At 71.7% G+C, this 18,644-nt stretch carries 20 protein-coding genes; 9 read left to right on the forward strand and 11 right to left on the reverse strand.

Annotation, left to right across the window (positions count from 1 at the left end; all coding sequences use genetic code 11):
- Together N790_RS07930 and N790_RS07935 are read right to left on the reverse strand one after the other, a co-directional pair.
- Positions 1-928: GGDEF domain-containing response regulator (locus N790_RS07930; RefSeq protein ID WP_169742162.1), on the reverse strand; the 928-nt coding region annotated here is incomplete at its 3' end.
- 126 nt (positions 929-1,054) lie between these two features.
- Positions 1,055-1,642 carry a hypothetical protein gene (locus N790_RS07935; RefSeq protein ID WP_156970001.1) on the reverse strand — a complete coding sequence of 196 codons (588 nt, stop codon included), beginning with the start codon at positions 1,640-1,642 and terminating at the stop codon, positions 1,055-1,057.
- 85 nt (positions 1,643-1,727) lie between these two features.
- On the opposite strand from N790_RS07935, the gene N790_RS07940 reads away from it, so the two are divergent.
- Positions 1,728-2,816, forward strand: coding sequence for a diguanylate cyclase (locus tag N790_RS07940; protein WP_084062773.1), 1,089 nt, complete (start codon positions 1,728-1,730; stop codon positions 2,814-2,816).
- A 1-nt stretch (position 2,817) separates the two neighbouring features.
- On the opposite strand, the gene N790_RS07945 is transcribed toward N790_RS07940, so the two are convergent.
- On the reverse strand, positions 2,818-3,681 hold the full coding sequence (locus tag N790_RS07945; protein WP_043802958.1) for a transporter substrate-binding domain-containing protein: 864 nt from the start codon (positions 3,679-3,681) through the stop codon (positions 2,818-2,820).
- Positions 3,672-4,229, reverse strand: a complete 558-nt coding sequence (locus N790_RS07950; protein ID WP_043802960.1) for a DUF4124 domain-containing protein — start codon at positions 4,227-4,229, stop codon at positions 3,672-3,674. Before N790_RS07950 ends, N790_RS07945 begins: the two co-directional genes overlap by 10 nt.
- A gap of 124 nt (positions 4,230-4,353) precedes the next feature.
- On the opposite strand from N790_RS07950, the gene N790_RS15640 reads away from it, so the two are divergent.
- The gene (locus tag N790_RS15640) at positions 4,354-4,980 is read left to right on the forward strand and encodes a histone H1-like repetitive region-containing protein (RefSeq protein ID WP_084062774.1); all 627 of its coding nucleotides are present in this window, start codon (positions 4,354-4,356) and stop codon (positions 4,978-4,980) included.
- Between the two features lie 36 nt (positions 4,981-5,016).
- On the opposite strand, the gene cfa is transcribed toward N790_RS15640, so the two are convergent.
- Complete coding sequence (gene cfa / locus N790_RS07965) at positions 5,017-6,156, reverse strand: cyclopropane fatty acyl phospholipid synthase (RefSeq protein ID WP_052385795.1); 1,140 nt, start codon at positions 6,154-6,156, stop codon at positions 5,017-5,019.
- 75 nt (positions 6,157-6,231) lie between these two features.
- On the opposite strand from cfa, the gene N790_RS07970 reads away from it, so the two are divergent.
- The 4 genes from N790_RS07970 (at position 6,232) to N790_RS15235 (ending at position 10,547) form a co-directional block, all read left to right on the forward strand.
- Positions 6,232-7,260, forward strand: coding sequence for a diguanylate cyclase (locus N790_RS07970; protein WP_043802963.1), 1,029 nt, complete (start codon positions 6,232-6,234; stop codon positions 7,258-7,260).
- Positions 7,261-7,294: 34 nt separating this feature from the next.
- On the forward strand, positions 7,295-8,980 hold the full coding sequence (locus N790_RS07975; protein WP_043803005.1) for a dipeptidyl-peptidase 3 family protein: 1,686 nt from the start codon (positions 7,295-7,297) through the stop codon (positions 8,978-8,980).
- A gap of 86 nt (positions 8,981-9,066) precedes the next feature.
- Positions 9,067-9,699 carry a putative metal-binding motif-containing protein gene (locus N790_RS07980; RefSeq protein WP_043802965.1) on the forward strand — a complete coding sequence of 211 codons (633 nt, stop codon included), beginning with the start codon at positions 9,067-9,069 and terminating at the stop codon, positions 9,697-9,699.
- Positions 9,696-10,547 (forward strand): putative metal-binding motif-containing protein, encoded by an 852-nt coding sequence (locus N790_RS15235; RefSeq protein WP_156970002.1) that lies wholly within the window; start codon positions 9,696-9,698, stop codon positions 10,545-10,547. Before N790_RS07980 ends, N790_RS15235 begins: the two co-directional genes overlap by 4 nt.
- Here N790_RS15235 and N790_RS07990 read toward each other — a convergent pair whose 3' ends face one another.
- Positions 10,548-10,814 (reverse strand): DksA/TraR family C4-type zinc finger protein, encoded by a 267-nt coding sequence (locus tag N790_RS07990; RefSeq protein WP_043802968.1) that lies wholly within the window; start codon positions 10,812-10,814, stop codon positions 10,548-10,550.
- Positions 10,815-10,957: 143 nt separating this feature from the next.
- Between N790_RS07990 and N790_RS15240 the strand changes: the two genes are divergently transcribed.
- Entirely contained in the window at positions 10,958-13,168 is a 2,211-nt protein-coding gene (locus N790_RS15240) for a putative bifunctional diguanylate cyclase/phosphodiesterase (RefSeq protein ID WP_052385797.1), read from the forward strand.
- Here the strand turns inward: N790_RS15240 and N790_RS08000 are convergent.
- The gene (locus tag N790_RS08000) at positions 13,155-13,496 is read right to left on the reverse strand and encodes a zinc ribbon domain-containing protein YjdM (protein ID WP_043802969.1); all 342 of its coding nucleotides are present in this window, start codon (positions 13,494-13,496) and stop codon (positions 13,155-13,157) included. The two genes, N790_RS15240 and N790_RS08000, sit on opposite strands and share 14 nt — an antisense overlap.
- Positions 13,497-13,732: 236 nt before the next feature.
- Between N790_RS08000 and N790_RS08005 the strand changes: the two genes are divergently transcribed.
- Complete coding sequence (locus tag N790_RS08005) at positions 13,733-14,584, forward strand: arylamine N-acetyltransferase family protein (RefSeq protein WP_052385798.1); 852 nt, start codon at positions 13,733-13,735, stop codon at positions 14,582-14,584.
- A 15-nt stretch (positions 14,585-14,599) separates the two neighbouring features.
- Here N790_RS08005 and N790_RS08010 read toward each other — a convergent pair whose 3' ends face one another.
- The 3 genes from N790_RS08010 to N790_RS08020 form a co-directional block, all read right to left on the reverse strand.
- On the reverse strand, positions 14,600-14,839 hold the full coding sequence (locus N790_RS08010) for a hypothetical protein (protein ID WP_043802972.1): 240 nt from the start codon (positions 14,837-14,839) through the stop codon (positions 14,600-14,602).
- A gap of 99 nt (positions 14,840-14,938) precedes the next feature.
- The gene (locus N790_RS08015; protein WP_043802973.1) at positions 14,939-15,511 is read right to left on the reverse strand and encodes an NnrU family protein; all 573 of its coding nucleotides are present in this window, start codon (positions 15,509-15,511) and stop codon (positions 14,939-14,941) included.
- A gap of 15 nt (positions 15,512-15,526) precedes the next feature.
- A complete protein-coding gene (locus N790_RS08020) occupies positions 15,527-16,441 on the reverse strand; it encodes an alpha/beta fold hydrolase (protein ID WP_156970003.1) in 915 nt (304 codons plus the stop codon).
- Between the two features lie 376 nt (positions 16,442-16,817).
- Here N790_RS08020 and N790_RS08025 point away from each other — a divergent pair, with 376 nt between their 5' ends.
- Positions 16,818-17,423: a DUF1579 domain-containing protein gene (locus tag N790_RS08025; RefSeq protein WP_169742163.1), complete on the forward strand. Its 606-nt coding sequence runs from the start codon at positions 16,818-16,820 to the stop codon at positions 17,421-17,423.
- 28 nt (positions 17,424-17,451) lie between these two features.
- On the opposite strand, the gene N790_RS08030 is transcribed toward N790_RS08025, so the two are convergent.
- Complete coding sequence (locus tag N790_RS08030) at positions 17,452-18,594, reverse strand: NAD-dependent epimerase/dehydratase family protein (protein WP_043802976.1); 1,143 nt, start codon at positions 18,592-18,594, stop codon at positions 17,452-17,454.
- Between the last annotated feature and the right edge of the window lie 50 nt (positions 18,595-18,644).

Raw genomic sequence — 18,644 nt, forward strand, 5'->3', positions numbered from 1 at the left:
CCGGCGGCGCCGGCTCGGGCGCGAGCACCGGCGGCGGCATGGTGGCGACGGCTTCCTGCGCCGGCAGCACCGCCACGCCCGATTCGCGGGCCACGTCCAGCCGCGCCTGGCAGGCGTCCATCGCTTCCTGCGGACCCAGCGCGGAATCCATCAGCGGGCTCATCACCGCCGCGTGCAGCTTCACCGCCACCGGTTCGCCCTCGAACACCGGCGGGTTCGCCAGCACCTCGGCCTGCAGGCGCTCGACCATGGCGACGATGCCGGCCTCCTGACCGCCCGGCAGCGACAGCGCGAAGCCGCCCAGGCCGATGCGCGCCGCGGTGTCTTCCTTGCGGATGCGGGTGCGCAGCTGGCGCGCCAGCTGCAGCACCAGGGCCTCGGCCAGGTCGCGGCCGTAGTAGAGGAAGAAACGGCGGAAGTCTTCCACCTCCAGCCGCACCAGGCACAGCGGCTGCTGGTGCCGGCGGGCGTAGGCGATGTCCTGCTGCAGGCGCTCCATGAAGCCGGCCTTGTTGGCCAGCCCGGTGAGCGCGTCCACCGCCACCTGCGACTGAAGTTGCCGCGTCACCCGCTGGTAGTTGGCATGGGCGCGGGCGCGCGCCACCAGGTCGGAGGTGGTGAAGGGCTTGGTGATGAAATCGGTGGCGCCCTGGTCGAGCGCCTTCATGCGCGCGGCCTCGTCGTTCTCGGCGCCGGTGACCACGATCACCGGCAGGCCCTGCACGCCGGGGTCCTCGGCGCCGCGGATGGTGCGCAGCAGTTCGTAGCCGTCCATGCGCGGCATGTTGAGGTCGGTGAAGACCACCTGGATGCCCGGGTCCTGCTGGATCTGCGCCCAGGCGTCCACGCCGTCGTCGCCGGTGACGACGTCGAATTCCTCGCCCAGCATCTTGTGCGCGGCCTTGCGCATCAGCTTGGAATCATCCACCACAAGGACGCGTGCCCTGGCGCCGCTTTCGCCGGTCATCGGACCCCCTGCCCGCTGGCTACCCGGCCCACGTTACCGCATGCCGTGGCGGCCGCCCAAGATCGCGGTCACAGTTCCGCGCCGGGCTCAGGGACCGGCGGCGAAACGCAGTTCGCCGGTGATGGCCCCGGCATCGGCCGCCCGGAACAGGTCGTCGCCGCGGACGTCGAACACCACCACGTAATCGGCGCCCTCGCGCCGGACCCGGATGCTACCGCTGCCGCTGGGCAGCATGCGGCGGCCGCGCCGGGCGTCGGTTTCCTCGGCCAGCACCACCTCGCCCACGCCGGCCTGGCCGAGGGCGCCGGGCGAACCCAGCTGCACCGCGCGGTAGTCGCCGTCCAGGCCTTCCCGGCCTGCCGGCACCTGCAGCACGACGCGGGCGTAGAGCGAATTGTCGCCGTTGGCCAGTTCGATGCTGTGCGCCAGCACGCCCTCGCCGGCGCGGGCGCGGCTGCGACGGATGCCCGGCGTGCTGAAGCGGAATTCCTGCCCGTCCACCACGAAACGCGCCTGGTTGCCGGCCGCCTGCGGTTCCGCGGCCAGCGGCGCCACGACCGGCACCGGCGACCCGGCGGCCGGCGCCACCCAGGCGTCGCCGCAGCCCGCCAGGGCGGGCAGCAGCAGGGCGAACGACAGGGGCAGGCGCGGGCTCATCTGTTCTTGGATACGCACCCACCCTTCCCGGCCGGCCACCGCCGGCGGCTGGCAGCCGGGCCTGGCCGGGCTATCATCGGGCCATACCCCACCGGACCCGTCGATGGCCGCGCCATCCCACCCGCCCCCGGAGCACGCCGCCCGCCTGAGCGACCTGCACCTGCTGCCGCGCCGTGTCTACCGGTTCCGCGTGCTGGGCATGGGCCTGGCCGCCCTTCCGATCTTCCTCGTGCTGCGCGAAATCGGCGCGCCACCGGCCAGCTGGGCCTGGCTGGTGGCCTCGTGTTTCCTCTGGCCGCACCTGGCCTACTGGCTGGCGCGGCGCAGCGCCGACCCCTTCCAGGCCGAACTGCGCAACCTGATGTCCGACTCGATCATCGCCGGGCTGTGGGCGCCGCTGCTGCACTTCAACGCCCTGCCCTCGGTGCTGCTGATGTCGGTGGCCACCGCCGACAAGATCAACACCGGCATCCGCGGGCTGTGGCTGCGTTCGCTGCCCGGCATGCTGCTGGCGGTGCTGGCGGGCGGCCTGCTCACCGGGTTCGCGTTCGCGCCCGCCACCTCGATGCCGGTGCTGCTGGCCTGCCTGCCGATCATGGTGGTCCACACGCTGGCGGTGAGCCTCAACAGCTTCCTGCTGGTGCGGCGCGTGCAGCTGCAGAACCGCCAGCTGGACGAACTGAGCCGGGTGGACGTGCTCACCGGCCTCGACAGCCGCCGGCACTGGCAGGACCAGGCCGGTCGCCTGCTGCAGCGCCGCCACGCGACCGGCAAGGCCGCCACGCTGGCGCTGGTGGACCTGGACTGGTTCAAGGACATCAACGACCGCCACGGCCATGCCGTGGGCGACGACGTGCTGCGTGGCATCGCCGCGCTGGTGCGCCGCGCGGCCGGGCCAGAGGCGCACGCCGGCCGCCTGGGCGGCGACGAATTCGCGATCGCGCTGCCGGCCACCCTGGCCGAGGCCGAAGCGGTGGCCGAGCGACTGCGCGCGTCGGTGCAGGCGTTCTCGCTGCCGCAGGCGCCCGGGCTGCGCTGTTCGGTGAGCATCGGCCTGGCGCAGGCGCGCGACGACGACCTGGGCCTGCGCGAATGGATCGAATCGGCCGACAAGGCGCTTTACCGGGCCAAGCACGGCGGCCGCAACCGCACGGCCACCGAGGCCGCCGGGCCGTCGGCGCAGACGGCCTGAGTCAGTCGCGCCCGGCCGCGGCGTGGCGCCGCGCCAGGAACACCATCGCCCCCAGCAACACCAAGGCCACCGGTACCACGGGCAGCCAGACCGGCAGCGGCCTGCCCTTGCCTGCCTTCGCCGGGGCCGGCTGCAGCCACTGCTGCTGCAGCCTGGCAAGCTCGCCGCTGGCCTCGATGGCCTGCAGGCCCGCATCGATTTCCGGCACAAGTTCCGGCCGGGCCGGGTTCACGCCAAACGCGTAGTTGCGCTCCAGCCAGGGTGGCCCCACCGCCTGCACGTCGCCCAGGCCGCCGGCGGCGAGCGCCCGCTCGGCGATGTCGGAAGGCAGCAGCGCGAAGTCGGCACTGCCCGCGGCCACGGCAGACAGCGCCGCGGCTTCGTCGTTCATGGGCCGCAGCACGGCGTCGGCCTGCTCGTTGATCAGCCACTCCCAGGCCATCCCGCCGAACTGCACCGCCACGCGCCGGCCGGCGAGCTGGTCGGGGGAACCCACCTGCTGCCCGCGGCGCCCGTACAGCACGTGGTGGCGGCGCAAGAAGGGCCGGGAGAACCGGAAGCGCATCGCGCGGTCTTCCGAAACGAACATGGGCACGACATCCACCCCGCCATGCTCGAGGCGGTCGAGCATGCGGCCCCATTCGCCGAACTCGAAGCGCGGAGCCAGCCCTCGCTCGCGGGCGATGGCCTGCATGACGGCCACGTCGAAACCTTGTGGGCTGCCGTCCTCGGCCTGGTAGTGGAAAGGCCGGTAGTTCGGGTCGCCGCCCACGCGCAGCGGCAAGGGATCGGCAGCCAGCGCGGGCAGGCAAACCAATGCCAGCAGCAGGCCGGCGAGCCGGTGCCGCGCGGGCGTCAGCGGCATACCTGGCGCGCGCCGCTCATCATGGTGCCGTTCGGGCACAGGCGGCGCAGTTCCGCCTGCAGGGCGCGCACGCGGTCGCCGGCGGCGAAGCGGCGTTCCTTCCACTCGTGCTCGAGCTGCTTGCGCTCGGATTCGGCCTCCGGGGCCTGTTCGCGGCCCTTCTGGGCGGCCGCCAGGGCCTGCACCGCCTCGCGGTAGCCGTCCAGCACGACGCGCTGCGCAGCCTGGGCGGCCAGGATCTCGTGGTACAGCTGGCCGACGCGGTCGAGCGGGGTGTCATCGTCTTGCGGCAGCGGCGGCTTGGGCGCGGTGCGGCCACGCGGAGGCGGCGTGCCGGCGGCGGTCCCGGCCGCCGCGGGGCCGGCAGGCGCGCCGGCGGCGGGGGCCGGGGCGTCCTCGATGTGCGGCTTCTGGTCCTGGCGGCCCGGGCAGGGATTGTCCTGGTAGCGGGTTTCGCCGTTGATGGTGCACTTGTAGACCGCCGCCTGCGCCGCGGGCGACAGCAGCAGCGCGATGGCGAGCGCGGGGAACAGGGACTTGCGGCGCATCGGGTCATTCCGGGTCGGGGGGCGTTTGATGATAGGCCAGGACGCCGCCCGGGCAAGGGGGATATTGCATTGCAGCAAGGTCTAGAATCGGGACGACCGGTTCCCGCCCGCACAGGAGGATGTCATGGCCACTGCCGCCAGCAAGCCCCGCCGCAAGGCCGCCGCGAAGAAGCCTGCACCGAAGAAGGCCGCGGCACGCAAGACGGCTGCGAAGAAAGCCGCCAGCAAGAGCGTCGCCGCGAAGAAGAAGCCCGTAGCGAAGAAGACCACGGCGAAAAAAGCCGCCGCCAAGAAGTCGGTCGCGAAGAAGTCCGTCGCGAAGAAATCCGTGGCGAAGAAGTCCGTCGCGAAGAAGTCTGTCGCGAAGAAATCCGTGGCGAAGAAGTCGGTCGCGAAGAGACAGGTTGCGAAGAAGGTCGTCGCGAAGAAGCCGGTCGCCCGGAAGGCCGCGCCGAAAAAGCCCGCCCCCCGGAAGGACGCGGCGCCCAAGCCTGCGATGGGCGTCGCCGCCGCGCCCCCGGCCAAGCCCGCGCCGGCGCCGGTGGTCGGCGCGCCGCCGTTCCTGGGCACGCCGCCCTATTCGCCCGACGCGCCCCACGCTTCGCCGCTTGACGGCGCCAGGGGTCCGCAGCAAGTGCGCTCGAGCAAGGCGCACGTGCCGCTGCAGCGCGACCTGCCGGGTCCGCACGACTCGCAGGTGCGCCTCAACGACCACCAGCAGCGTTACATCCACCGCAAGCTCCCGCGCTAGTCGCCACCGGCCGGGCGGCGCGCGCCGCCCGGCCCTTCAGCGCGGCGCCACGTAGCCGCCGGGCACGCCGCCGGGCGAAAGCACCAGCTGCCACAGCTGCCCGCGCCGGCTGCGGAACAAGGCCATCGAGCTGGCCAGGTAGTAGCGCCACATGCGCCGGAAGCGTTCGTCGTAGCCCTCCAGCCGCGACCAGGCCCGCTCCACGTTGGCGCGCCAGGCCTGCAGCGTGCGGTCGTAGTCGGCGCCGAAGTTGTGCCAGTCCTCGATCACGAACAGTCCCTCCAGCGCCCGCGCCAGCTGCGCCGCCGACGGCAGCATCGAGTTCGGGAAGATGTGGCGGCCTATCCACGGGTCGGTGTGGTCGGTCGAACGTTCGCCGCCGATGCTGTGCAGCAGGAACAGGCCGCGCGGCGCCAGGCAGCGGCGCATGCGTTCGAAGAAGCCGCGGTAGTTGCGCACGCCCACGTGTTCGAACATGCCGATCGACAGGATGTGGTCGAAGGGCTCGTCGAGTTCGCGGTAGTCCTGCAGGCGTATTTCCACCGGCAGGCCGGCGCAGAGCCGGCGCGCGTAATCGGCCTGCTCGCGCGAAACGGTGATGCCCACGCCGGCCGCGCCGTAGCGCTCGGCGGCGAACTTCAGCGTTTCGCCCCAGCCGCAGCCGACGTCGAGCAGGCGCTGGCCGGCGCGCAGGCCCAGCTTCCGGCAGACGAGGTCGAGCTTGGCCTCCTGCGCCGCGTCGAGGTCGTCGGCCTCGCGCCAGTAGCCGCAGCTGTACACCAGGCGGCGGCCGAGCATCGCGGCGTACAGGTCGTTGCCCAGGTCGTAGTGGCGGCGACCCACTTCGAAACTGCGGCGGGCCGATTGCAGGTTCAGCAGCCGCGCCTTCAGGCCGTCCCGGAAGTCGGCCAGGCCCGGGCGGCGTTCGTCCAGGCGCGCCTGCAGCAGGCGCCAGAGCAGGCCGTCGAGGTCGGCGCTGTCCCACCAGCCGTCCATGTAGGCCTCGCCCAGGCCCAGCGAACCCTGCGCCAGCAGCCGCGCGGGCAGGCGCGCGTCGTGTACCTGCAGGTCCCAGGGCCGGCTGCCGTCCAGCCGCACGTCGGCGGTTCCCAGCACTGCCGCGACCCGCGCGGCCAGCGGGCCATCCGGCCTTCCTGGCTGCTTGCGTGCGTCCATGAGTGGCCTCCTCTGCAAAGGCGCGCCCCCCGGCCCGGGCAGCATACGCCCGGGCAGCTGTGGTTTCATGCAGGCATGTCCGTGCGCCCGCGTTTCCTGCCCCGCCTGACCTACCGCTTCCGCGTGCTGGGCATGGGCCTGGCGGCCTTGCCGCTGGGCGTGGTGCTGCACGACCTCGACGCCGGCTGGCTGGCCTGGGCCTGGGTCCTGGGCACCTGCTTCGCCTGGCCGCACCTGGCTTACCTGCTGGCCGTGCGCAGCCGCGACCCGTATGCGGCGGAAGCGCGCAACTTCCTCATCGACTCGGTGTTCGCCGGCAGCTGGGTGCCGCTGGTGCACTTCAACCTGCTGCCCAGCGCGGTACTGCTGACCGTGGCCACCGCCGACAAGGTGAACTCCGGCGTGCCGCGGCTTTGGCTCAAGGCGCTGCCGGGCACGCTGCTGGCGATGCTGGCCGTGGGCCTGGCCACGGGCTTCGCGGTGGACTACCCCAGCCGGACGGCGGTGGTGCTGGCCTGCCTGCCGATCATGGTCATCCACACGCTGGCGGTCAGCGCCAACCTCTACCGCCTGATGCGGCGCGTGCAGCAGCAGAACCAGCAGCTCGAGGAACTGGCGCGGCGCGATTCGCTCACAGGGCTCGACAGCCGCGGCCACTGGCAGGCGCAGGCGCGCCGCCAGCTTGAACGGAGCACGCGCGATGGCGCTCCGTCGATGCTGTTGTTGATCGACATCGACCACTTCAAGGCCATCAACGACCGGTTCGGCCACGCCGCCGGCGACGACGTGCTGCGCACGCTGGCCGCCCTGGTGCGCAGCACCCTGCCGGCGGGCCAGGTCGCCGGCCGCCTGGGCGGCGACGAGTTCGCCGTGCTGCTGCCACTGGGCCAGGCCGCCGCCGAACGCGAGGCCGAGCGCCTGCGCGAGGCGGTGCAGGCCGCGGTCTTCCAAGGGCAGCCGGGGCTGGCGTTTTCCATCAGCCTGGGCCTGGCCGAAGCGCCCGAGGGCGGCGACCTTCGCGACTGGATGGAGGCCGCGGACCAGGCGCTCTATCGCGCCAAGCACGGCGGCCGCAACCGCACCGAGGGCCGGGTGATGGACTAGGATGGAGGCCTTCACGCCGCTCCCGGAGTCCTGCATGTCGCTTCGCCCGCTCAGCCTCGCCATCGCGCTCACCTTCGCCACCGGCCTGGCCGCCTGCCAGCGCGCCGAACAGGCGCCCGCGCCCGCCGAAGCCAGCGCCGACGCGGCCACCGACGCCGCCCAGCCCGCCAACGACATCGCCGCCAAGGTGGCCGCCTACGCCGAAGTGCCGCTCACGGCCGACCTGTCGCACCTTGCCGAGGGCGACCGCCAGGCGATCCGCCTGCTGCTGCAGGCCGGTGAAATCATGGACGCGCTGTTCTGGAAGCAGACCTGGGGCGACAAGGACGCCCTGCTTTCCGGCCTCACCGACCCGGCCACGCGCCGCTTCGCCGAGATCAACTACGGCCCCTGGGACCGCCTGGACAACGACGCGCCCTTCGTCGAGGGCATCGGCCCGCGCCCGCCCGGCGCGCGCTTCTACCCCGAGGACATGACCAAGGAAGAGTTCGCCGCCGCCGACCTGCCGGGCAAGGACGGCCTGTACACGCTGATCCGCCGCGACGAGGCCGGCAAGCTCACCGTCGTGCCCTACCACGTCGAGTACGCCGCCGAACTCGGCCAGGCCGCCGCGCTTCTGAGCCTGGCCGCCGACGTGGCCACCGACGAAAGCTTCCGCAATTACCTGCGCCTGCGCGCCGACGCGCTGCTCACCGGCGAGTACCAGGCCAGCGACATGGCCTGGATGGACATGAAGACCAGCCCCATCGACGTCGTCATCGGCCCGATCGAGAGCTACCAGGACGCGCTGTTCGGCACCAAGGCCGCGTTCGAGGCCTTCGTGCTGGTCAAGGACATCGAATGGAGCCAGCGCCTGGCGCGCTTCGCCCAGCACCTGCCGGCGCTGCAGCGCGGCCTGCCGGTGCCGGAGGCCTACAAGGCCGAGATGCCCGGCACCGACGCCGACCTCAACGCCTACTTCGCCATCTACTACGGCGGCGACGCCAACTCCGGCGCCAAGACCATCGCCATCAACCTGCCGAACGACGAAGAGGTGCAGCTGGCCAAGGGTTCGCGCCGCCTGCAGCTGGAGAACAGCATGCGCGCCAAGTTCGACGCCATCCTGGTGCCGATCGCCGACGCGCTGGTGGCCGAGGACCAGCGCGCCAACATCACCTTCGACGCCTTCTTCGAGAACGTGATGTTCCACGAGGTCGCGCACGGCCTGGGCATCAAGAACACGCTCGACGGCAAGGGCACGGTGCGCGAGGCGCTCACCGACCTGGCCAGCGGCTACGAGGAAGGCAAGGCCGACATCCTGGGCCTGTACATGATCGGCAAGCTCGGCGAGATGGGCGAGCTCGACGCGGCCAGGCGCAACGACAACTACGTCACCTTCCTGGCCGGCATCTTCCGCTCGGTGCGCTTCGGCGCCTCCAGCGCGCACGGCAAGGCCAACATGCTGGCCTTCAACTGGCTGCAGCGCGAAGGCGCCTTCAGCCGCGACGCCACCACCGGTCGCTACCGGGTGGACTTCGACAAGATGCAGGCGGCGGTGGATTCGCTGTCGGCGAAGATCCTGACCCTGCAGGGCGACGGCGACTACGCCGGCGCCAAGGCGCTGTTCGAGGACATGGGCAACATCGGCCCCGACCTGCAGGCCGACCTCGACCGCGTGCAGGCGGCGGGCATCCCGGTGGACATCGTGTTCAAGCAGGGCCCGGCGGTGCTGGGCCTCTGAGGGCGACGACAGGAACCCCGTTCATGCTTGTGACGAAGCGGGGTTCCTGCTAAACCGACGGCGTGCCCACCCCCGGGAGCGCCCTCGTGAAGTCCCTGTTCCTCGCCAGCCTGCTTTCCCTGGCCCTGCTGCCCAGCGCGATGGCGCAGGTCCAGGTCACGCCGCCCGCCGGCAAACCGCGCCCCGCGGCCGAGGCCAAGCCAGTGCCCCAGGCCACGCCGCCGGTGCAAGTGCGCGGCGACCTGCGCATCGCGCCGCGGCCCGATGCCGCCAGGCTGCAGCTGAGCCGCGAACAGTTCGAGCGCCTGCGCCAGTCCCGTGAGCAGGCGCAGGCCGAGGCCCGCGCCAAGGCCGGCAAGGCGCCGATGACCACCCGCCGCCCCGTGCAACCCACGCCCTGGGAGCGAAAGCGCACCAACGCCGGCTGGACCCACCGCCACGCCGTCGGGCCCGACTGTGACGACCGCCAGCGCAGCGTGCACCCGCTGGCCCCGGAGGTCTGCGACAACCTCGACAACAACTGCGATGGCGTCGTGGACGAAGGCCAGCGCCTCACCTTCTTCCTCGATGCGGACGGCGACACCCACGGCGACCCGCGCCAACGCGTGGACGCTTGCCCGGCCGACCAGCAGCGCGCCGCGAACGAAGGCCGCTGGCTCGTGCCCGTGGGCAACGACTGCGACGACACCGACCCCAACCGCTGGCAGGGCTGCCCATGAAGACCCCGATGCCGATGCAGGCCTTCCTGCTCTCGCTGCTGCTGGCTTCGCCCGCGTTCGCCGACGAGGCGCTCACCTTCCATGTCACCACCGGCGGCGACGACCTGCGCGGTGGCAACGACAACGTGCACCTGCGCGCCTATGGCAACGACGGGCGACTGGTGGGCAGCGTCGACAACGCCAACGGCCTGCAGCGGCTGGCCGACCACACCACCCGCCAGATGAACCTGCGCCTGCAGCCCGGCGTGCGCTGGCAGGACATCGGCGCGGTCGAACTGGTCACCACCCTCGGCGGCGGCGTGGGCGGCGACAACTGGAACCTCGAGCAGCTCAGGGTGACGCCGGCATCGGACCACCGCCGGGTGCTGTTCGAGGCCACGGGCCGCCCGCTGTTCCGCTTCACCGGCGAGGCCCGGGCGAAACGCTTCCCGGTGCTGGTCCACCAGTGCAGCGCCGACGCCGAATGCAACAACGGCGTGGGCGCCGATGGCGCCGAACGCTGCCTGCCCACGCCCCGCCGCATCGACGGCCAGCGGCCGCGGCAATGCCAGGCGGGCCAACCGCTGGGCTGCCCGCCCGGGCAGGTGCCCGCTGCCGACGGCCGCCGCTGCGAACCGGCGCCGCTGCGGCCGGTGGATGCCGATGGCGATGGGGTCGATTCCGTGGCCACCGGCGGCGCCGACTGCGACGATTCCGACCGCAACCGCTATCCCGGCAACATCGAAGTCTGCGACGCCGACGGTTTCGACGAGGACTGCGACCTGCAGACGGGCGGTTCGCGCGATGCGGACGGCGACGGCTTCAACGACAGCGCCTGCTTCAATTGGGGCCCGCCGCCGGGCCGCTGATCAGCGCAGCTGGCTGTCCTTGCTGCCGCGGCGGTTGTAACCGCTGGCGGCGCGCTGTTCGCGGTCGTGGGCTTCCTGGCAGGGCACGCACAGGCGCACGCCGGGCAGCGCCTGGCGCCGGGCCTCGGGAATGGGGGCGTCGCACTCCTCACAGCGCTCCAGGGACGCCCCCTTCGGCAACTGCTGGCGCGCGCGCTTGATCGCGTCCTTCACGGTCGCGTCGATCTGGTCCTGCACGGCGCCGTCGCCCGCCCAGCCCGTAGCCATGTCCTTCTCCTCCGAACAGGGGTCTTGCCCCTATTCTGTGGGCGGCGGGGGGTGGTTCCAAGGCTGCCCCGGGTTTGGCGGCGAACCTGCTGGAAATCGGGAGGCGGGACTGGCAATGTCAGGCCAGGGACCCGGGGGACGGCATGGCCATCGACGACACAGACCAGCGCTTCGCCAACCAGGGCGGCTGGTTGGACTCGCGCGCCTTCCGCAGCCTGCTGGTGGGTACCTGCACCCTCGCCTTCCTGGTGGTCTGGCTGGTGCTGCCCGAAGAGGGCCTGAGGCAGAGCGCGTCCTGGTTCCCGGTGTCGCTGCACGCCGCCGCCGAGATCTTCGCCATCGTGGTGTCGGCGATGGTGTTCTCGGTGTCCTGGCATTCGCACCGGCCGGAGCGGCCGGGCAACCTGATCGTGCTGGCCTGCGCCTTCCTCGCGGTGGCCCTGCTCGATTTCGCGCACATGATGTCCTACCGCGGCATGCCGGAAATGGTCACGCCGGCTTCGCCGCAGAAGGCGATCTCGTTCTGGCTCGCCGCCCGCGTCATCGGCGCGATGGCGGTGCTGTACATCGTGTTCCGGCCCTGGGTGCCTTTCCGCCACCCCGGCACGCGTTACGCCTGGCTGGCCGGCGCGCTGGCCTACGTGGCCCTGGCGGCGTGGCTGCAGCTGGCGCACCCGGACTGGTGGCCGGTCTTCTTCGTGCCGGGCCAGGGCCTGACGCCGCTCAAGGTGCTGCTGGAAGCCCTGGTGGTGCTGATGATGGCCCTGGCCATGCTGCGCCTGCTGCACGTGCGCGAGCTCTATTCCACCTTCGACACGCGTGGCCTGGCCGCGGCGTCGGCGCTGTGGATCCTGTCCGAGCTGTGCCTGACGATGTACGAAAACGTCAACGACCTCTTCAGCCTGGTCGGACACGTGTACAAGGTGCTGGCCTACCTGCTGGTCTACCGCGTGGTGTTCGTGGCCAGCGTGCGCGAGCCCTACGAACGGCTGGCGGTGGAGACCGCGCGCAGCCGCGCCGCCGAGCAGCAGGTGCAGGCCCTGGCCTTCTACGACCGGCTGACCGGCCTGCCCAACCGCGCCCTGCTGCGCGACCGTACCTCGCAGGTGCTGGCCGCGCGCCACGAAGACAAGGGCCAGGCGGCGCTGCTGCTGCTCAACATCGACGGCTTCAAGCACATCAACGATTCGCTGGGCCACGCCGCCGGCGACACCCTGCTGCGCGAACTGGCGCGCCGCCTGCCGGCGCAGGTGGGTGAATCCGACACCGTGTCCTGCCTGGGCGGCGACGAGTTCGCGGTGCTGCTGCGCGAAGTGCGCGACGCCGGCAGCGTGGCCGCCGCGCAGGAACGCATCCTGTCCGCGCTGGCCGAACCCGTGCCGGTGGCCGGGCGCGAACTTCGCATCACGGTGTCCATGGGCGCCGCGCTGTCGCCGGGCGACGGCCAGGACTTCGACACCCTGCTGCAGAACGCCGGCACCGCCCAGCACCGCGCCAAGGAGGCCGGCGGCGCCGGCTGGCGCTTCTACGACGCCACCATGAACGAGGAAGTGAGCGAGCGGCTGGCGCTGCGCAACGGCCTTCGCCAGGCGCTGGAGCGCGGCGAGTTCGTCCTGCACTACCAGCCGCAGTTCTCGCTCGAAGACGGCACGCTGGTGGGCGTGGAAGCCCTGGTGCGCTGGCGCCACCCCGAACAGGGCATGGTGCCGCCGATGCGCTTCATCCCCGAGGCCGAGGAAAGTGGCCTGATCGTGCCGATCGGCCTGTGGATCCTGCGCGAGGCCTGCCGGCAGGCCGCCGCCTGGCGCACCGCCGGGCTGGAGGTGCCGCGGGTGGCGGTGAACCTGTCGGCCAAGCAGTTCCAGCGCGGCGACGTCGCCGCCGACGTGCTCGAGGCCCTGTCCGCCGCCGGGCTTCCGCCCACCGGGCTGGAACTCGAGCTCACCGAATCGATCCTGCTGCGCGGCGCCGACACCGTGCTCGACACCGTGCGCCGCCTGCGTGGCCTGGGCGTGCACCTGTCGATCGACGACTTCGGCACCGGCTATTCCAGCCTGGCCTACCTGCAGCACTTCCCGGTTGACAAGCTCAAGATCGACCAGTCCTTCGTGCGCCGGCTGGGTGAGGGCGGCGACGCGCAGGTGATCGTGACCACCATCATCCAGCTGGCGCGCTCGCTGGGCCTGGGCACGATCGCCGAAGGCGTCGAGGACGCCGCCACCGCCGAGCGGCTGTCGGCGCTGGGCTGCCTGCAGGGCCAGGGCTTCCATTTCGCGCGGCCGATGCCGCCGGCCGAACTGGCGGTGCTGCTGGCCGGGCGCCAGCGCGCCGAAGCGGCGCTCAGACCTTCTTGAGGTAGATGGCCTTGAGCTGCATCGGGCTGCCGTCCACGCGGCCCTCGACGTCGTGGTCGCCGCCGACCACGCGCAGGTTGCGCACCTTGGTGCCCTGCTTGAGCGTGAGCGAGGAGCCCTTCACCTTCAGGTCCTTCACCAGCACCACGTCGTCGCCGTCCTGCAGCAGGTTGCCGTTGGCGTCGCGCACCTCAAGGCGGTCTTCGACGGCGTCGGCGCCAGCCGCCGCCGGGTCCCATTCATGGCCGCAATCGGCGCAGACCAGCTGGCTGCCGTCGGGGTAGGTGTTTTCCATGCCGCAGGCGGGGCAAGGGGGCAGCGTGGGCATGGCGGGGTCCTGGCGGAAGCGGGAGAAGCAATTATAGCCGCCCGCCTTTCACGCCGATTCCACGCGACATCGCAATCCGCGCATACGTCCAAGGCAATCCCGGCACAGTGTTCCCTTCCTCCCGGCACTCCGGCGTGACAACCGACACGCGCCGGGCGTGGCCGGCCGGTGCCTATGATGGACGTTTGAACTCTTCCGGAAACCGCAGTCGCGGACCGCATGGATCGCTCCGCCGCATGAAACGCGTTACCCCGCATCATCCCCCGTTCCCGGTCGCCGCCTACCTGGCGCGCATCGGGCTGCCTGCCCTGCCCCCGGCCACCGCCGAGGGCCTGTCCGAACTGGTGCTGGCGCAAGCGCGCGCCATCGCCTTCGAAAACCTCGACGTCCTGGCCGGCCTGCCGGTGCGGCTCGACCGCTCGGTGGTGTACGAAAAGATCCTCGGTGATGGCCGCGGCGGCTATTGCTTCGAACTCAATGCGCTGATGTCCGGCGCGCTCGAGGCCGCCGGCTTCGAAGTGCGGCCGGTGATGGCGCGCGTCACCTACGGCCGCACCGTGCCCGGTCCCGCCACCCACCAGGCGCTAGTCGTCAGCTGCGACGGGCAGGAATGGCTGGTGGACGTGGGTTTCGGCGGCCCCGGCCCGGAGCGCCCGCTGCCGCTGCAGGGCGGCAAGGTGCACACGGTCGAGGGCGCGCAGTTCCGGCTGGTGCCCAGCTTCGGCGGCGACCTGCACTTGCAGCGCAAGGTCGGCAGCGACTGGACCGGGCTGTTCCTGCTCTCGCTGGCGCAGACCCGCAGCACCGACATCCAGGCCGCCAACCACTTCGTTTCCTCGTGGAAGCGTTCGCCGTTCCGGCACCGCCTGATGTGCGCCCTGCCCGTCGCCAGCGGCCTGCTCACCGTGCAGGGCACCGACCTGGTGCGCCTGGACCGGCAACTGGCGGAAGTGGAGCGGCAGCCGCTCAACGACGCCGCGGGCTTCTACGAAGCGCTGCGCGGATCGCTGCGCATCAACGTGGATCCCGACCTGGCGCTGCGCGCCTGGGACACCGCGGTGGCGGCCCTGAATTTCGTCACGCCCTGAGCGGGCGCGGCGCGCTCAGCCGCCGCAGCCGCCGCAGCAGGTCGACGGGCGCGTGCGCACCGCGTGCGGCGCCACTTCGCAGCCGGTTTCATGCAGCAGGCCCAGCAGTTCGCCGGTGGTCACCGCGGCCGAGACCCGCAACACGGGCGAAAACGGGTCCAGGTCGGCCACCGCGGCCGGGTCGGCGGCGCAGAGCGCTTCGTTGATCGCACCCAGGTCGGCGGCCACGCCGGCGATGTTGACTTCGTATTCCATGCTCGCACCCTCGCTCCAGGGCGCCGGGGCGGCGCCTGTGGCGCAAAGGGTCGGGCCACGGCGCCCGCCGCGCCCTGACCCGGGTCAAGCGGGCGGGATTCAGCCGAAGGGGCCGACGCCGATCAGCAGGCGGTGCAGGTGGAAGGCGAACACCGCCCAGGCCACGCTGCCGACGACCACCGCGGCCACCGTGCCGCCGACGGTGCCGCCGCTGCGCGGGGCCGGCTCGCGGCGGCGCGCGGCCCGGAAGCCCAGGATGGCCCAGAGCAGGAAGCCGCCGAACAGCAGCACGCCGTGCAGCCAGCCGTTCACCAGCAGGTGCGCCAGCGCCCACAGCTTCACCGCGACGAACATCGGGTGGCCCAGCCGCGCCTTGATGTGGTTGCGCGGCACATAGGCCGCCGCCAGCAGGATGAAGGCCGGCAGCGTGAGCAGGCTGATGGCGTGGCGCAGGCCGATGGGCGGCGCCCACAGCAGCACCGGCGCGTCGGCGCGGGCCTGCGCGTAACCCCAAACCAGCAGCACGAACCCGGCGATGGAGACCAGGCTGTAGACGCCCTTGAAGGCCATCGCCCCCATTGCCGCCACGCGTGCGTCGCGCCAGCCCGGCGCGACGATGCGCAGCGAGTGCACGCCCAGGAACACCAGCAAACCCGCGAGCAGCCAGACCATGCGATTCCCCTTGGTTTACGGCTGGCGCAGGAAGGCGATGACGGGCTGCACCGAGGCGGCCGGGTCCTCTTCCTGCGGCACGTGGCCGAGTGCCGGGAACACTACCAGCTGGCTGCCGGCGATGTCGCGGTGCAGGCGTTCGCCGTTGTCGGGCGGGATCAGGCGGTCGCGGCCGCCCCACAGCACCAGCGTCGGCACCTTCAGGGTGGCCACGCGCGCGGCGTCGGCTTCGCTGGGCAGGTGCCGGAAGCGCTCGCCGAGCGCGGCGCGGTTGCCTTCGCGCACGGCCAGGTCGTAATAGCGGTCGACCAGCGCCGGCGATACCTGGTCCGGGTTGCCATAGACGTCGCGCACGCTGTTGGCGATCACGAAGCGCGGCAGGAAGTGCTGCATCACGCCGTTCACCGCCGGCATCGCCGCCAGCCGGAAACCGAGCGGCACCGATTCGGCGTTGCGCGGGTAGGCCAGCGCGTCCACCAGCACCAGCTTCTGCACCCGCGCGGGGTGCGCCAGCGCGAATTCGATGGCCACCTGGCCGCCGAAGGAATTGCCGGCGACCACCGCCGATTCGATGCCCAGTTCGTCCATCAGCGCTTCGAGGAAACGCACGTAGCGGATCGTTTCGTACTGGCCCTGCGGATCCGGACCGGTCAGGCCGAAGCCCGGCAGGTCCATGCTGACCACGCGCTCCCCCGGCAGGTGCGACACCCAGCCTTCCCAGGTGTGCAGGCTGGCCGAGGTGCCGTGCAGCAGGATGAGCGGGCTGGGGTCGTCGCGCGGACCCTGGTCGCGCAGGTGCACGCGCAGGCCGTCAACCTCGACGAAACGCGAGGGCGGCGGCGCCCAGCGGGCCTCGAGTTCGGCCACGGGAACGTCCGGCGCCCAGGCCAGCCCCAGTGCCCCGGCCAGCAGCACGGCGGCCACCGCCATGGTTTTCCAGACCCACCCGCTCCTGCGTTTACGCCTCATCAACTCGTTCCGGGAACGCGCCCCCGCCGGGCGCGAACCCGACGCTACCGCGCCTTCGGGGCCCGCGCCACGGGCGGATGGTCATGGAAACGGGACGCCGGGGCCCGGATGTGGGACACTGCCGGCCCATTTCCCCACCCTCAGGCCCCAGCCATGAAGAAGAAAGCCCGCGCCCGTCGCCGCGCCGCCCGCCTGCGCAGCATCCGCTGAGCAAGCCGCGCCGCCGCACGAAGGAAAGGCCAGCCCCCGGGCTGGCCTTTCTGCTTCTGGGGCCCGGGGGCCGGGAGTAGACTCGCCCGGCGGTTCCCCGGAATGCCTACCCCTGATGGAGGTTGCCATGCACCGTTCGTTCCGTCTTTCCCTGGTTCCCCTCGCCCTCTCGCTGGCCCTGCCCGCCGCCGCGCAGGAGGCCGCGCCCGCGGCGCCCTCCCCCGAGGAGCAGGCCATGATGGAGGCCTACCAGAAGGCCGCCACGCCCGGCCCGCAGCACGCACGGATGGCCGAGGCCGTGGGCACCTTCGACATGGTGGTGAAGAGCTGGCAGGCGCCCGACGCGCCGCCCACCACCGACACCGGCGTGTCCACGCGCCGCATGGTGCTCGGCGGCCGCGTGATGGTGGAGGAAGCGAAGGCGACGATGATGGGCCAGCCTTTCGACGGCCTGGGCCTGCACGGCTTCGACAACGTCAGCGGCCGCTGGTGGGCCACCTGGAACGACAGCGTGGGCACCGGCCTGATGGTGGCCGAGGGCGACTGCGACGACCAGGGCGCCTGCACCTTCACCGGCAGCTGGAACGACCCGGTCACCAAGGGCAAGGTCACCGCCCGCATGACCAGCCACTGGACCGACGCCAACACCGAGATCTTCGAGATGCACGGCCCCGGCCCGGACGGCAAGGAAATGAAGATGATGCAGATCACCTACACGCGGCGGGCGCAGTAGCCGCACCCGCCACGTGGCGTGGCGCGCGTCAGCCCTTCTGCGCGTGCCACGCCTTCAGCACTTCAGCTTCCTTTTCGCGGGTGATGCCGGCGCGGGTTTCGGCCTGGCGTTCGGCGGGCAGGCTGCGGTACCAGGCCAGCAGGTCGGCGACGGTGGTGGCGAAGGGGCGGAAGGTCAGGCCGGCGGCGATGGCGCGGGCGTTGCTCACGTCGCCGTAGCCCGAGTACGGCGAGCCTTCGCGCGGCTGCCACACGGTCATGTCGGCCTCGTGTTTGGCGATGAATTCCGCCGGCACGTGGGTGAACTTGATCGGGCCACCGGTGACCGCATGGCAGCCCCAGGCCATGGCGTCGGTGGTGAGCGTGTAGTCCGGGCCGCAGGCGTTGAACACGCCGGTGGTGCCGTTTTCGGCCAGGCGGATCATCCACTCGCCCAGGTCGCGGCCGTCGATCACCTGGATCGGGTCCAGGCCGTCGCCCGGCAGCATCACCTCGCCGCCCTGGGCGATGCGCTTGGGCCAGTAGGTGAAGCGGTCGGTCTCGTCACGCGGGCCGACGATGTAACCGGGGCGCACGATGGTGACGTTCCTGCCGAACTGCTTGTGCGCCTCGGCCTCGCTCAGCGCCTTCAGCGGGCCGTACAGGTTCTCGATGTCGGCCACCAGCGTCTCGCGGGTTTCGGCCATGGCGTCCTTGCCCTTGTACACGGCCAGCGGCGAGTCTTCGTCCATGCCGTGCTTCGTGCCATCGGCATAGACCGAGATGGTGGAGATGAAGAGGTAGTGGCCCACCTTGCCCGCCAGCACCTTGCCGGCGTCGCGCACCCAGTACGGCAGGCTGGTGGGGTTGTCGATGCACACGTCCCACTCGCGGCCTTCCAGCGCCTTCAGGTCGCCGGTGGTGCGGTCGCCGATCAGCTGCTCGACCTTGTCGCCCCATTCGGCGATCGGCCGGCGGCCGCGGTTGAACGTGGTGACCTTGTGGCCCCGCGCCAGCGCGTAGGCCACCTGGAACGGGCCGGTGAAACCGGTGCCGCCGAGGATGAGGATGCGCAGCGGCTTGGCCGCCTTCGGAATTGCATTGCCAACGCTGGCGGCGCCGGCAAAGGCCGGCAGCGCGGCGGCGGCGGTGGCAAGGGCGCCGAGCTTGAGCAGGTCGCGACGGGTGGTCATGGCGGGGTCCCTGGGTTTGGAAGGCGCACCTTGGCATTCCCGGGTGGCGG

Source organism: Arenimonas malthae CC-JY-1, assembly GCF_000747075.1.
Classification (GTDB): domain Bacteria; phylum Pseudomonadota; class Gammaproteobacteria; order Xanthomonadales; family Xanthomonadaceae; genus Arenimonas; species Arenimonas malthae.